We start from the raw sequence: 13,081 nt of genomic DNA, 5'->3' as shown, positions 1-13,081 counted from the left end.
CTTGTATCTATGAAACGGATCGCTGGCTGGATCGATGCGACCTGCAATCCGGCTCATCTCACATCGAGCGGGATCAGACGAACCAATAATGAAAACCTCGGACACAGACCGAATCCTCCAGCAGCGAGCCCGGGCGATCGTCCACAATGCGAAGCACACCATGATCTAGGCATCGCGCGACCACAGCACTGTGCGGATGACCATACCGCTGATGGTCAGGCTGCGCGGCAGCGACGAAGAGAGGCCGCTTAGGCATTTCGGCGGCCAGCGCATCGAACTCTGTCAGATTCGGGCCGTAGCTCCTCCGCGACCCGTGATGAGGCAATACAAGCACCGAAGTCAACGGCAACTCAATCCGGTAGTGCTCAGCGAACTGCCCTAGTCGGGGTGCGTCGAGATGAGCATCACCCGTATGCATCCAGCCGACTGCCCGCAGGGATACAGCAGCGCGGTCCGGATGTAGATTCACGCGTTGCCCCTTGGTTTCTATACGTCGCACGAACCCCGTGTGGGGGACGTTGACTCCGCGAGGCGAAGGCCCCGCATAAACGCATAGCGAAGCGTCGTTATAGTTCTCCAGGGTCGGCGAGGCCTCATACAGTTTGCCCAACAGGGTCTTGATGGTCATTGCCTTTTGCTTTGATACGCGGCCCGTGCGAACGTGCTTGATCGCGCTGGTCGCGTCGTCAGCCGAGACTTTGGCCTTGAGCGCGTCGACCACGTCAGCAATCAGCGCCGTCGTGTCGTCCTGGAAGCCATTGCGCACCAGCGCTCGTAATGAGTCGGCAAGCTGTTGCAGGACTGGCAATTTCCAGATCTGCGTAATCTCATCCGGACAGGTCCACTCCCATGAGTAAAACCGCAAAACCCAGTCGAGAAAACTGAAGGTCAACGAACGCTTTGCCGGAAATCCTTGCCGGGCCGTTATACGCTCGAGTTGTTCCTGGATATCTTCGGCCAGCAGACCCGAGACGGGCGGATGCTCTCGGCTGGTCTCGTGCCGGTCCGGCGGCTCGTCTCCGGGCGGCAGGTCCCCACCATCGCCCGGGACTACCCGGACAGGCCGCCCATACCGTCCTCCATACAGCCCACCCAGATAATCGACAGCCTCTCCGATTTCACCCACATCGATATCCGACATGGCATATGCTAGACGCGTCGTCATCCACCGTGCGTACACGTGCTCGTCCACGTGCGGCAAGAATACGTTCGCGAATTGAACCCCCGAGCGCGCCAGGGAGCCAATCCCGCCAATGTGATCCCAGTCTAGATGGCTAATCGCGAGCACATCGTGCTTCTTGTTACCAGTAGCGAACGCGTCGACGTAGACTTTGCGATGTTCCTCTTTGCCTCCGCCGCAATCCACTACCACGCTGAACCGCTGGCTTCCGATGTGAATTGTCATCGAATGAAAGCCGCCTTGACCGACGGGGTACTGAACCCTATCAACGTGAAAAGTTCCCATTCTCATTCCCCGAAACCGCCCAGTTGCAGCATACGAACCACTGATTTATCATTTCTGTTTTTGCTGTTCGAGACGAATATTACACTGCGGAATATTGCCGTGCAGTCAGGCTGCTGACTGCGGGCGTCGATTTCTGTGTTGGTATTAAAACTGCAGATCGTCCATATCACCCGATCGTGGTAGCGCGATTGGTGCATAGCTTGGCACAGAACCGATCGACGTAGTTGTGAGTTCACCCGTTTCAATACAGCGCCACGCCCAACTCGGGGCCGTATCCAAACCCGACACCCTGCGCCAGGTTTGGAACCGGTAGGGCCGGAACTGACAGCGTTCGCCAAATGGTGTGTGGGACGCCGCGAGGCGCCCTACGGTGCCCGCCAATGCTTCATTGCTGTCGAGCTGGACAAGTTGCAATTCGTCATTGAAGTCGAACACTGTCTGGTTTCGTCTGGTATAGCAGAGTTCAGCATCAAGACAAAATCGCAGGTTACATGCCTTGGCGATTGCGGAATGTTTTCCATTGATAGATCTACGTTACGGCTTGGGTAATCCTCGCGTCCAGTGGGTGGGATTACCGCGCCAGATGCCTACTGGGGCAAGGGAAAATCAAAACAGGAGGGCGATTTGCCCTCCTGTGTCCTTCGTTAAAACGGGAACCCGTTGTTGTCATCTTCAGGTGGAAGATGAGCGGCTGGGGTATGACTCGGCAGGACACCGATTGCTGTGGCAGTGAAGTCGCCGGTTTTTATACAGCGCCAAGTCCAGCTTGACGGCGTGTCCAGCTCGGGCGCTCTGCGCCAAGTGCCGGATCGATAGGGGCGAAACTGCCATCGTTCGCCGTGCTCGGTGTGGAATAGCGCCAGGCGCCCGACTTCGCCAACTTGCGCTGCACTGTTGTCCAGTCGGACAACCCGAACTTGATCACCGAAGTCGAACACTGCCTCGTCACGCACGACATAAAGCAGTTCGACCGCGCTGGCACGCGTCGTTTATCAGTGGGCGTCGGTCGATTGAGAGGTAAGCGCCTCACGACGACCGTCATAGACGACGGCGAGAACCGACATCAAAGTGGTGCCCATCAATTTCGATTTGATGGACATCACTGTGACAGAGCCAGAAGCCAGGCCGGGTAGGCAAGGGGTGCCCAAACTATGATCGCGAGTTTCGACGCCGTCTTGCGGCCGCGGCATGCGAGCCGGGTGCTTCGGTCGCAAAGCTGGCGCGCGAGAATGGCATCAATGCAAACATGCTGTTCACGTGGCGGCGTCGCTATCGCGAGCAATTGCAGGCCCAGACGACGTCGCTGATTCCGGTGGCTGTGGTTCATGAAACCCGCAGCTAAGGGGGGAATGGATTACATACGCTAGCGGCGCTGGCCGTCAGTTTGTAGAGCGGTGCGCTCGGGTTCAAGTCCTGGTTGATCGCTCGGTGACTGGGGATGCTACTGCGGGCGGACGCGCTGCTCGGCGGGCGTTCCTTCGAAGCATAGAGGAACGACAGAAGTTGACAGGCGAATTCGCTACCCGTGCAAGGCGGGTGAGCAGATGTGGCGACTCCACTCCAAGTTTACCATCCGACCCTTGCAATTTTGGTGGCCGACGCCACGTCCCGATATCGCCGGGAAATGCGCCCTGACGCGTCAATTTGCATCGGGCGGATGAGCTACCCGCGCAGCTATTCATCAGCGAGGAGATGCAATGAAGGACATTCGGGACATCCAGGACTTCTTGAAGAAACTTGCCGGCGCCGAGCCGTACCGGCCCGCAAACAGCGCACATATGCAACGGTACCGGAAACTGTCGGTGCTCGTGCTCGGCCTAGGCGCGGCAGCCCTCGTATTGCTAATGATTACGGCCTACTCGTACCACTTGGCATCCTGGCCACCTCTGCGGCTGATAGGCGCGGTGCTTGCCCTCTTCACGATGTTTCTGGCCTTGGCGTCAATGCTGATTGAGCCTTATGCGATGCTCCGGCTCTTGTGGCGCTGGAAGACGCACACCCTTGAGACGTTTCAACGCGAAATCGAAAATGACGAGCGGCACGTGGCGCAGTTTGCGCGATACGATAAGGCGACGCTCGGGCGAGCCCAAGCCTGGCTTCAACTCAAAGTTAAGCGCCTAGACGCCCCCGTCGGGCTTGTGTTTGGCAGTAGCGCGGCGCTGTGGTCGATCGCGGCAGTGACGATCACGAATGTCAAGGACGCGGGAGGGCGGGCGTGGCTGCACGACACGTTTCTTCGAGGATTCACGCCCGACAACTGGGCAAACACCATGCTGCTTTGGGGGATCGCACTGGTGTTTGGATTGTCGATCGGCGCGGCCCTCAGAAAGGTCGTGCTCGGTCGTTACAACTACCAGCTCGAACTGGTCGACATGGCACTGGCGCGCAAGGCGGACGATGCAGCAAAGCAGGCTGCGGCGCACCAGGCGTAACGGCGCGTGATGCGGAGACACAATGGAAACCGAACACGACGGCGACCACCGCCCAAAGCTGGTAAAAGTGGCCCAATTTTGAATGGAAAATGAACGATGACCTGTTCGAGCGGGACGGTGTCATCTTCCGCCATATAGGAGCCACCGGGCTTCCGGCATAAAGGAGCCACTTCGTTTCCGGCATAAAGGAGCCAGCCGATTTTCGGCATATAGGAGCCAGGGGCGGTACCGAGCATCTCGATGGTGACGTTCATCGTCGGCTTACCCTTTGGGGCGTGATCCCCCAAGGGAGGCTGCGATGAGCCGACGGAGAATCGAGATGCACCACTATCGACAGGTTCTCGTGCGCATTCGCCACGGGGATTCCGACCGCGAGCTGGCGCGCTGTCGCTACATGGGCCGACGCAAGCTCGCTGCACTGCGCGAGTTGGCCGAGCAACGCGGCTGGCTCAAGCCCGATGCGCCGTTACCGGATGACTCGGAGATCGCCGCGGCGCTGGGCTCGCCGCGCAAGGGGCTCGTTCCTACCCGCTTCTACTGGCGCCTATATGCCGGAAATACCCGGCTCCTTTATGCCGGAAGGTGACACCGGCCAAGATTACCGGAACATACGGTCCCGGTCGACCGGGAGCGCTAGCCGTCGACGCTTAGGTTCTCGGTACCCCCAGTATGTGAGACTGGGCCCTGCTTCGGGGCCGCTGTCGGCGTGCAGGCGCGACCAATCGCGAGCTGTGTTGAAATACGCAGTCCCCGTCCCCGCCTGAGTGGGGTGTTGACTGCGCGGTTTTGATGCATTGAGTCGTCACACTGTACGATGCTCGCACGGCGGACTTCTCCGCAATTCCAGCGATGCGGAAATCGTGCAATTTGATGCGCCTGGACCCAGCATGCGACAGATCAAACTTCTGTCGACTTTGCTGCCGGCGCTGTCGCCTTGCTGCGGGCGCGCCGCGACTGAAGTCCTGCAATTGATTCAAAGAGCCGTTCTGCATACACGTATCCGATGCGTTTCAGGTGCGCCTCGGTGAAGTACATCCAAGATATCAAAACCGCCGTCGCGACGAAGAGCGTGATTCCACCGACCGCCCCCGGGGACAGCAATTTTCCCGGGTGTATGCGAAATGGGGAGAATTGAAGGGTCTCGCTAAGGAATAGCCCGACTGCTATACCCACAAGACTCGTGGACACTCCAAGAGGTTTCATTGCGAGCATGTTTCTATGAAAGCCGTACGCGATGTTCTCTTTCAAAAGCAGAGAGTGTTCTTTGCCGCGGGTGAGCTCTCTCAAGTGCCGCGTAACCCCACTGTATAAGCGGTCTGCGGCAGCCGGATCTTGCGCCTCATCTTGTGCCGTCGGAAGATCAACGCCAAGCTTAGCCTTTATCGCGGCACGGTAACGATTTTTAGTGTAGTCGTCGAGGAATGTGTCGCGATGCCTCAAAAGTATTGTTGTTGGCATTCCCCCCCATCGAAGCAGTAACTTCTCTTCGAGCCTTTTTCCGCGACCACGAGCTACGCTAGCTAAACCGTATATTGCCCCGCAACTCGTAAGCAAGGTTAGTAGTGCTGTAAGCAGAGGGTTGTGCGGCCCCAGCAGCCATAGCAATGGGACACATAGCGGGAGCACAGTCAATAATCCGGGAAAAACACGAGCCTTTTGCTGATAAGGGTCGCGAATCTGCTCGATTAGGGCACCTAGCGCCATGAATAGTTATTCCTCAAATTCCGGGGGGTAATCGATTTGAGGAATGGAGGTCCATCCCTCGCGAGTGATGCCGCTGGACAGGAGAATTGAGCGACCCTCTGTAGCTCCAAACCATGCGCCTCTATGGACCATAGCCCGTATCACGACCTTACGCGGATGATGCTCGTCAGCCTTGGCCGAACTGCAGACCGCTCGCCATGTTGTCTTCTCCGGCTGGTCCTCAAGTCGCGGACCGAGCCAGCGGTCGAGGACCTCCGTGCTTACATTGTGTCTCCCGCCATGGTGAGGAACCTGAAATTCGTAGACACCGGGGAGCGTTAGTCCGATGGTAGGTGCGTAATCTGCTGCTTCATTAAGTGCGTCTCGCCCCGCGTCGCCGGTGAGTAGTATGCGCTTTCCATTAATTTCAGCGAACTGAACGACGCTCATTTCATTTTCATTGCTCGTGCCATCCTCGGGAAAATTCTCATCGCCCCATGCGCCCTTAATGAAATTTGCTATGGACTTTGCCGCCTTGAAAAAGCCGTCGAAGATTGTCGCAAGTGTGCTTTCCTGCGCCGCTTCCGGCGTCTTTTCGGAATGCACAACAAGATCTAAGTATCTGTTAAGAGACGGGGCCAATACATGGAATGGTCCTATTGTTGCGCCTTGCAATGGATCGCGAATTGGAATGTTTTTTTCTATTGCGATATCCTCCAGTGCTGCCGTGGCGGAATATGTGGAGCGTAATTTGCGGCGGAGCGCTTCAGCGGATGTGTATGTTTCAAACCTTGGAAGCAGGCGCTCTGCGTATATCCAAGGTCGGTTTATCCATAAGGTCCCAACGCTAAGTGTTTCTAAGACTTTTCGAAGGCCGTTGGCGTGGTCTTGGTCGGGGTGAGTTAGAATCACGTGGTCAACATGCGTTACACCGTAATGCGTATTGATGTGATCGATAATTGTGTCGCCAGTATCGATGTAACCACCGTCTACAACGTGCACCCCGGCGATTCCATCGATGACGTAGCGAATGGTAATTGCATCGCCACTTTTATCCGTCTCGACGGCCAAAAAATCCAACTCATAGCTGTCTGGCATGATATCCCCGTCCCACGAAGTGTGGTTGTAACCGACGAGGCGCGTTTCCGGGGTGTAGATAGATAGTGCTTGTTGCGCGTGCCGTCGTTGGTCTAAGTTTGTCGTTGGCGATACTTAATCACCTTGGAATGACGCTGTCAAGGGAGCAACTGCGAGCGAGCCCGTCAGTACCGGCAGCGATTTTGCCGAGGTAATTGAAAGTTTAATTCAGCGATACGTTAGGAGTGTTGAAAGGATATTGTCGGGCCGAGGATGAAGACGTAGCAGGCGGGTACTATTGCGAAACGGCGGCGAGTGGGATTTTTGAAGGTCAGTAGCCGTCTCGCCGGGTACCTGGCGCCACGGCCTCGGGTACGGCAAATTGCCGCCAATTCGACAGTCAGGTAGATGACGCCCGGCCTGCGGCTAAATTGCAGCTGGCGTGCGATGGAATGGACTTGATTGAACCTGTGCAGCCTTGGTTTTGAGGCTTGCGAGTTGCGTAAGGCATTGATTTATAGCAGGTCGATTCGCGTCAGTAAGGCCCCGAAGGCAGCGTTCGGATACCCAGGCGCGGGAGCACGTGAATCGCTTGGCAGGCGGGCGCATGCGTGACATGGCGGCCGTCAGCGCGGAAGGGGAAGTTTTGACGCTCGACGATAGTCCACGGAGTGCCAAATTCGAATATTAGACAATGTCTAAAATCGAGCCCGCGAGAGCAAAGAAAAAGGGCTTAGCATCGCTGCTAAGCCCTTGAATTCTTTGGTGGGGCGTGAGTGGCTCGAACACTCGACCTACGGATTAAGAGTCCGCTGCTCTACCAACTGAGCTAACGCCCCAACTGAGCCCGCAATCTTACCGGGGTTTTTTGAGGCGGTCAATAGTGCCGGTGATTTTTGATGCGCCGTTCCGATGGCGCGGCATCGCGACGGTATTTGCCGGCCGATGCCGGCCAGGATTCAAAGCAATACGGGCAGCATCTCGAGAGCGAGCACCGCGAGGATCGCGCCGGCGACGATGCCGATGGCGCGCAGGCCGATCTTGATGAGCGAGAGCGGGCAGGGCCGGGTGCCGGCGAGTACGCCGCCGAGCGCCGCGAGAGCAAACATCAAAATAAGGTGAGCATTGGTCAAGGTGAGCATGGCCGTCTCCTGCTTATATGACGTTTTCAGTATAGGCCAGGCGAAATTGGGCGCGCATCGCAGGTTAACCCCGAGATGCGGCACGGTGGCGGCGCGTCAGGCCTCGGGCAGATCGAGGATCAGGACGATGGTCCAGTCGTCGTCGCTTTCATGGTGGTACTGACGTTCGACCACGACGAAAGGCTGTTTCTTTTCTTTGCCGCCGAGGAACAGGACGTCGCCCTCCATCGGCAGGCATTCGATCGGCGGCAGTCCGATCGGCGTGCCCTTGGGCAGCAGGCGCTCGATTTTCTTCGAGGCGCGCTCGGTCCATTCGATGTCGAATTCAATTTGGCTCACGCGAGACTCCGATCCGGTAAGGAATAACCGCGTATGCTAGCACGGCCTCAGGGCGCCACGGCTGGGCAGGGTGGAGCAAAAAAACCCACCGCGCGTGCGGTGGGCAAGGTCCCATGCGCTCGGGGAAGCGCACGGAGACAGGAGAGGGCTGTGCAAGGGGAGCTGTTGCCGCAGGCCCTGACATATCGGGTTCGGCTGACGACGGGCGCGGGCTGGCTGCGCCCGTCGTCACGCCGGCGTTGTTGGCATGGGCGGGATGCTTAGGCACCCCGTCCGTCCGGCGTTCGAGGCGATTATTGACCGCGATAGAACGGCGCCGGCGTGTAGCCGACGAGTTCCTGCTCGACCTGGGCGCGAGTCTTCGTGCTGACCGGATCGGCAAGCTTCGGGTAGACCGTGTCGGTTTGCAGCAGCAGGCCTTGCTGTTCGGCCTGCACCAGCTCGGCGCGAACCTGCGCGCGGGTCACGCTGCTGGTTTGGAGCACCCAGGCCAGTTGCGAGCCATCGGGATAAGCGTCGCTGGCGAAGGCCGGCACGGCAGCGGCAGCCAGCGTGAGTGATACAAGGGCGGATGCAAGGGTAAGACGTTTCATTTTTGACTCCTGTCTAACTGGTTAGGAGCGATGCGATCTTGGCACCGCTGACAGGAATCAGTGTATTCCCTAGGCTATTGATGAAAAATAGCGATTGATTAAATAAATTATTGTTCGAATCGCAATAATGCAGCCAAAAAAACGCCGCCGATGGCAGGTCTCGGCGGCGCGGGCAGGCGGAGGAGGTTGTCAGCGGGTCGCGACCATCACCGCGGCGCCCGCCATCACCACGCCAGTCGAGCGGTTGAGGAGTTTCATCGCGCGCCGCGAGGCCAGGAGCTTGCGGGCGCGGGCCGCGAGAAGAATGTAGGCGCCGAACACCACGGCGAGAATCGCCAGCGTGATACCGACGACTTCGGCGTATCCGAGCGGCGTGATGTGACGCAGGTCAAGCAGATTGGGGAGCAGCGCCAGATAAAAGATCACGACCTTCGGATTGCCCAGGGTCACCGACAGTCCGCCGAGAAACAGTCTGGACGGGCGCTCGCGAGGCGGCTGCGCCTGCTGCGTCACCTCCTGCGTGGTGACTGGCGAGGTCCACATTTTCCAGGCGAGATAAAGCAGGTAGAGCGCGCCCGCGTATTTGACCGCCAGGAAGACTTCGCTGAACGACTGCGCCAGTGCGGCCACCCCAAGCACAGCGCAGGTCAGCCAGACGACGTCGCCGATGGCCATGCCGGCGGTGAAAGCGATCGCGCCCTGCGTGCCTCGTCCCAGCACGCGTGCCACGATGGCGGCGATGCCGGGGCCGGGCGCGCCGGCGGCGACCAGCAGCGCCAGCGCGAAAGTCATCAAGCTCGCAAGACTCATCAAAAACTCCTTATCGGGCGGGTGCGATGCCGCAGCGGGCGCGCCGGTCTTATGCCCCAATCCAGGGCAAGCCTCGATGGCACCAGCCGGATACCGTTTTGCGGTGGCCGGCGCTGTTTTTATCGCCCTCGAAACCCTCGAGAATGTCATAGGCCTTGCTGAAGCCGTTCTCGGTGGCGAGCTTGGCTGCGACCTTCGAGCGCGCCGCGCTGCGGCACAGGAACAGCAGCGGTGCGTTGGGTGCGACCTGGGCACGCAACTGCTCCAGGAACTGTGCATTGGGCACGCTGCCAGGGTAGCGGATCCATTCGATATGAATGTATCTGTCGTCGGCAATTTGCGGCCGGCCCACCCAGTCGAGTTCGGCGCGAGTGCGCACGTCGACGAGTCGAGCCTCGGGGTCGAGTTGCAGCAGTGTCGCGGCCTCCTCGGGCGTGACCGCGCCGGCATATGGCAGGTTGCCGCTTTGGCGCCGTTGATCGGCTTGCGAGTAGATTTCGGTAGATGTCGTCATGGGATTGCGTTCGCTCGGGTAATGGTCGTTCATTCTATGGGGTGTGACCGCAATTCGCCAGAGACGGGCGTAGCCCGGCCCGATTGCACCAAAAGCGAGCATTTTTGCGATGCGCACCATATTGGTGATTTTTTGCGGTGGGCATGCATCAAAATGGGGATTTTCATCCATAATGACAGAGTCCGATCCTCCGTGGCATCCTGCGCGCGCGCGGGCTCTGCGGCAGAAAAAGCGATGTGGCATGTTTTCTGCTTAATAACGATGAATCCGCAAACGGAGTTCGTTAGAATGTGGCACTTCGCTGGGATGCGCCAGCGGGGTGACAAGTTGAATCTTTCGGGAGATATGCATGAGCAAGTCTGTGGCAGACGTAATGAAGTTGGTGAAAGAGGAAGACGTCAAATTCGTCGACTTCCGTTTCACCGACACCAAAGGTAAAGAGCAGCACGTATCCGTGCCGCTGTCGGCATTCGACGAGGGCAAGTTCGACGGCGGGCACGCTTTCGACGGCTCCTCGATCGCCGGCTGGAAGGGCATCGAAGCCTCCGACATGCTGCTGGTGCCGGATCCGAACACCGCCTATATCGACCCGTTCTACGAAGAAAACACGCTGGTGCTGACCTGCGACGTGGTCGAGCCTTCCGACGGCAAGGGTTATGACCGCGATCCGCGCTCGATCGCCAAGCGCGCCGAAGCCTACCTCAAGAGCACCGGCCTGGGCGACACCGCCTTCTTCGGCCCGGAACCCGAATTCTTCATTTTCGACGCCGTGAACTGGCACGTCGATATGTCCGGCTGCTCGGTCACCGTGCACTCGGAAGAAGCACCGTGGTCTTCCTCCAAGGAATTCGACAGCGGCAACTCCGGCCATCGCCCGGGCGTCAAGGGCGGCTACTTCCCGGTCGCTCCGGTCGACACCTTCCAGGACATGCGCTCGGAAATGTGCCTGTTGCTCGAACAACTGGGCGTGCCGGTCGAAGTGCACCACCACGAAGTCGCGGGCCAGGGCCAAAATGAAATCGGCACCAAGTTCTCCACGCTGGTGCAGCGCGCCGACTGGACGCAGATTCTGAAGTACGTGGTGCAAAACGTGGCGCACAGCTACGGCAAGACCGCCACCTTCATGCCGAAGCCGATCGTCGGCGACAACGGCTCGGGCATGCACATCCACCAATCGGTATGGAAAGACGGCCAAAACCTGTTCGCCGGCAATGGCTACGGCGGCCTGTCTGACTTCGCGCTGTACTACATCGGCGGCATCATCAAGCATGCTCGCGCGCTGAACGCGCTGACCAACCCGACCACCAACTCGTACAAGCGTCTGGTGCCGGGCTTCGAAGCACCGGTCAAGCTGGCCTACTCGGCTCGCAACCGCTCGGCCTCGATCCGCATTCCGTACGTTGCCAACCCGAAGGGCCGCCGCATCGAAGCGCGCTTCCCGGACCCGATGGCCAACCCGTACCTGGCATTCTCGGCCATGCTGATGGCCGGCCTGGACGGCGTGCAGAACAAGATTCACCCGGGCGAAGCCGCCGACAAGAATCTGTACGACCTGCCGCCGGAAGAGGATGCCAAGATCCCGACCGTGTGCGCCAGCCTCGAACAGGCGTTGGAGTACCTGCAGGAAGACCGCGAGTTCCTGACGCGCGGTGGCGTGTTCACCGACGCGATGCTCGATGCGTACACCGAGTTGAAGATGGAAGAAGTGACCCGGTTCCGCATGACCACGCATCCGATCGAGTTCGACATGTACTACTCGCTGTAAATTGTTGCCAGCTCCGAGCTAGCCAATGAAAGCACAGGGGGAGGGCGGTTTGCCTCCCCCTTCTTTATTTCGCGACCAGTGTGAAGCTTGGTTTTTCGACGGCGCCAAACATGAAATCAGTTCGTACCACGAACCCTCCGACTGCCGAACCGCCTGAAGACCTCGGGCACGCAGCGCTGGCGGCCAGCGGCATTCTGCCCGGTCTCGACGCGCTGGCCACGGTCCTGCTGGTGCTCGACAAGCTGACGCTGCGGGTGGTCTACGCGAACCCGCCAGCCGAAGCCCTGCTGGCGCTCTCGCGGCGCTCGCTGGCGCATATGACCTGGCACGATCTTTTTCTCAACGGCGAAGTGATCGACGCCACCGTGAAAGAGCTGCTGGCGAATCAATATCAGGCAACACGCCTCGATTTGGTGCTCGAACGCACTGCGCAGGAGCCATTGCATACCCATGCGATCGTCGGCATCCCGGAAAATGCCCCGGATTTCGTGATCGTCGAGCTGATCGAAAACGAACAGAAGCTCAAGAACGAGCGCGAAGAGCGCATTCTCGATCAGGCATGGATCAACAAGCAGCTGATTCGCAATCTGGCGCACGAAATCAAGAATCCGCTGGGCGGCATTCGCGGTGCGGCCCAACTGCTGGAGTTCGAACTCGTACAGCGCGAGTTGCGCGAGTACACGCAAGTCATCATCAAGGAGTCCGATCGCCTGCAAACCCTGGTGGATCGGTTGCTCGAGCCGCACCGGCACCCCTATATCGTCACCGAAATCAATCTGCACGAGGTGTGCGAGCGGGTGCGCTCGCTGGTGCTGGCCGAATTCCCGCAGGGCCTGGAGATCGAGCGCGACTACGACGTCAGCCTGCCCGAGTTGCGCGGCGACAAGGAGCAATTGATTCAAGCACTGCTAAATATCGTGCGTAATGCCGCCGAGGCGATGCGCGAGCAGATCGAGCGCGGGCAAGGGCGCATCGTGCTGCGCACCCGCGTCGCGCGCAAGGTCACGCTGGCCAAGCGGTTGCACAAGCTGGCATTGGAATTGCATGTAATCGATAACGGGCCCGGTATTCCCGAGGAAATCCGGGATCGCATCTTCTTTCCGCTGGTGTCGGGTCGAGAGGGTGGGAGCGGTTTGGGATTGACGCTCGCGCAGTCTTTCGTGCAACGGCACGAGGGATCGATCGAGTGCGAGAGTCGGCCCGGACGCACCGATTTCCGCATTATGCTGCCGCTCGGATGAGTACGGCACCGGCAGTTCCG

Annotated in this window: 12 protein-coding genes, 1 tRNA gene and 1 pseudogene; 5 read left to right on the top strand and 9 right to left on the bottom strand. The window is 58.9% G+C overall.

Going from position 1 to position 13,081, the window contains the following annotated elements; genetic code table 11:
- Nucleotides 1-73 precede the first annotated feature (73 nt).
- Nucleotides 74-1,405, bottom strand: a complete 1,332-nt coding sequence (locus tag PATSB16_RS11030) for an MBL fold metallo-hydrolase (RefSeq protein ID WP_156884709.1) — start codon at nucleotides 1,403-1,405, stop codon at nucleotides 74-76.
- Nucleotides 1,406-2,669: 1,264 nt separating this feature from the next.
- Between PATSB16_RS11030 and PATSB16_RS21305 the strand changes: the two are divergent.
- From PATSB16_RS21305 to PATSB16_RS11015, 3 genes and pseudogenes are all read left to right on the top strand, one after another.
- Nucleotides 2,670-2,807 (top strand): annotated as a pseudogene (locus tag PATSB16_RS21305) (transposase); the annotation flags it as partial.
- A gap of 355 nt (nucleotides 2,808-3,162) precedes the next feature.
- Complete coding sequence (locus tag PATSB16_RS11020) at nucleotides 3,163-3,897, top strand: hypothetical protein (protein WP_047214177.1); 735 nt, start codon at nucleotides 3,163-3,165, stop codon at nucleotides 3,895-3,897.
- Nucleotides 3,898-4,216: 319 nt separating this feature from the next.
- Nucleotides 4,217-4,483 carry a hypothetical protein gene (locus PATSB16_RS11015; RefSeq protein ID WP_052892654.1) on the top strand — a complete coding sequence of 89 codons (267 nt, stop codon included), beginning with the start codon at nucleotides 4,217-4,219 and terminating at the stop codon, nucleotides 4,481-4,483.
- Nucleotides 4,484-4,794: 311 nt separating this feature from the next.
- On the opposite strand, the gene PATSB16_RS11010 is transcribed toward PATSB16_RS11015, so the two are convergent.
- The 8 genes from PATSB16_RS11010 to PATSB16_RS10975 form a co-directional block, all read right to left on the bottom strand.
- A complete protein-coding gene (locus PATSB16_RS11010; RefSeq protein WP_237170220.1) occupies nucleotides 4,795-5,355 on the bottom strand; it encodes a hypothetical protein in 561 nt (186 codons plus the stop codon).
- Between the two features lie 252 nt (nucleotides 5,356-5,607).
- Nucleotides 5,608-6,678: a ComEC/Rec2 family competence protein gene (locus PATSB16_RS11005; RefSeq protein ID WP_047214175.1), complete on the bottom strand. Its 1,071-nt coding sequence runs from the start codon at nucleotides 6,676-6,678 to the stop codon at nucleotides 5,608-5,610.
- Between the two features lie 742 nt (nucleotides 6,679-7,420).
- Nucleotides 7,421-7,496 (bottom strand) — tRNA-Lys (locus PATSB16_RS11000).
- Nucleotides 7,497-7,616: 120 nt separating this feature from the next.
- Nucleotides 7,617-7,799 carry a hypothetical protein gene (locus PATSB16_RS10995; protein ID WP_047214174.1) on the bottom strand — a complete coding sequence of 61 codons (183 nt, stop codon included), beginning with the start codon at nucleotides 7,797-7,799 and terminating at the stop codon, nucleotides 7,617-7,619.
- Nucleotides 7,800-7,895: 96 nt separating this feature from the next.
- Nucleotides 7,896-8,138: a hypothetical protein gene (locus PATSB16_RS10990; RefSeq protein WP_047214173.1), complete on the bottom strand. Its 243-nt coding sequence runs from the start codon at nucleotides 8,136-8,138 to the stop codon at nucleotides 7,896-7,898.
- A gap of 293 nt (nucleotides 8,139-8,431) precedes the next feature.
- On the bottom strand, nucleotides 8,432-8,731 hold the full coding sequence (locus PATSB16_RS10985) for a DUF4148 domain-containing protein (RefSeq protein WP_047214172.1): 300 nt from the start codon (nucleotides 8,729-8,731) through the stop codon (nucleotides 8,432-8,434).
- Nucleotides 8,732-8,920: 189 nt separating this feature from the next.
- Nucleotides 8,921-9,541 carry a LysE family translocator gene (locus PATSB16_RS10980; RefSeq protein ID WP_047214171.1) on the bottom strand — a complete coding sequence of 207 codons (621 nt, stop codon included), beginning with the start codon at nucleotides 9,539-9,541 and terminating at the stop codon, nucleotides 8,921-8,923.
- A gap of 49 nt (nucleotides 9,542-9,590) precedes the next feature.
- The gene (locus PATSB16_RS10975; RefSeq protein ID WP_047216480.1) at nucleotides 9,591-10,055 is read right to left on the bottom strand and encodes a rhodanese-like domain-containing protein; all 465 of its coding nucleotides are present in this window, start codon (nucleotides 10,053-10,055) and stop codon (nucleotides 9,591-9,593) included.
- Nucleotides 10,056-10,404: 349 nt separating this feature from the next.
- Between PATSB16_RS10975 and glnA the strand changes: the two genes are divergently transcribed.
- Nucleotides 10,405-11,820 carry a type I glutamate--ammonia ligase gene (glnA, locus tag PATSB16_RS10970; RefSeq protein WP_047214170.1) on the top strand — a complete coding sequence of 472 codons (1,416 nt, stop codon included), beginning with the start codon at nucleotides 10,405-10,407 and terminating at the stop codon, nucleotides 11,818-11,820.
- Nucleotides 11,821-11,930: 110 nt separating this feature from the next.
- Complete coding sequence (gene glnL / locus PATSB16_RS10965) at nucleotides 11,931-13,061, top strand: nitrogen regulation protein NR(II) (RefSeq protein WP_047214169.1); 1,131 nt, start codon at nucleotides 11,931-11,933, stop codon at nucleotides 13,059-13,061.
- Nucleotides 13,062-13,081: the final 20 nt, after the last annotated feature.

The sequence above is a fragment of the Pandoraea thiooxydans genome (assembly GCF_001931675.1).
Classification (GTDB): Bacteria; Pseudomonadota; Gammaproteobacteria; order Burkholderiales; family Burkholderiaceae; genus Pandoraea; species Pandoraea thiooxydans.
Note: the sequence above shows the minus strand (reverse complement) of the source record. Positions and strands in the feature narration are given on the sequence as shown.

Coding starts and splice junctions, on each gene's coding strand:
- PATSB16_RS11030 (WP_156884709.1), bottom strand. CDS start 1,405: ATGACAATTCACATCGGAAGCCAGCGGTTCAGCGTGGTAGTGGATTGC.
- PATSB16_RS11020 (WP_047214177.1), top strand. CDS start 3,163: ATGAAGGACATTCGGGACATCCAGGACTTCTTGAAGAAACTTGCCGGC.
- PATSB16_RS11015 (WP_052892654.1), top strand. CDS start 4,217: ATGCACCACTATCGACAGGTTCTCGTGCGCATTCGCCACGGGGATTCC.
- PATSB16_RS11010 (WP_237170220.1), bottom strand. CDS start 5,355: ATGCCAACAACAATACTTTTGAGGCATCGCGACACATTCCTCGACGAC.
- PATSB16_RS11005 (WP_047214175.1), bottom strand. CDS start 6,678: ATGCCAGACAGCTATGAGTTGGATTTTTTGGCCGTCGAGACGGATAAA.
- PATSB16_RS10995 (WP_047214174.1), bottom strand. CDS start 7,799: ATGCTCACCTTGACCAATGCTCACCTTATTTTGATGTTTGCTCTCGCG.
- PATSB16_RS10985 (WP_047214172.1), bottom strand. CDS start 8,731: ATGAAACGTCTTACCCTTGCATCCGCCCTTGTATCACTCACGCTGGCT.
- PATSB16_RS10980 (WP_047214171.1), bottom strand. CDS start 9,541: ATGAGTCTTGCGAGCTTGATGACTTTCGCGCTGGCGCTGCTGGTCGCC.
- PATSB16_RS10975 (WP_047216480.1), bottom strand. CDS start 10,055: ATGACGACATCTACCGAAATCTACTCGCAAGCCGATCAACGGCGCCAA.
- glnA (WP_047214170.1), top strand. CDS start 10,405: ATGAGCAAGTCTGTGGCAGACGTAATGAAGTTGGTGAAAGAGGAAGAC.
- glnL (WP_047214169.1), top strand. CDS start 11,931: ATGAAATCAGTTCGTACCACGAACCCTCCGACTGCCGAACCGCCTGAA.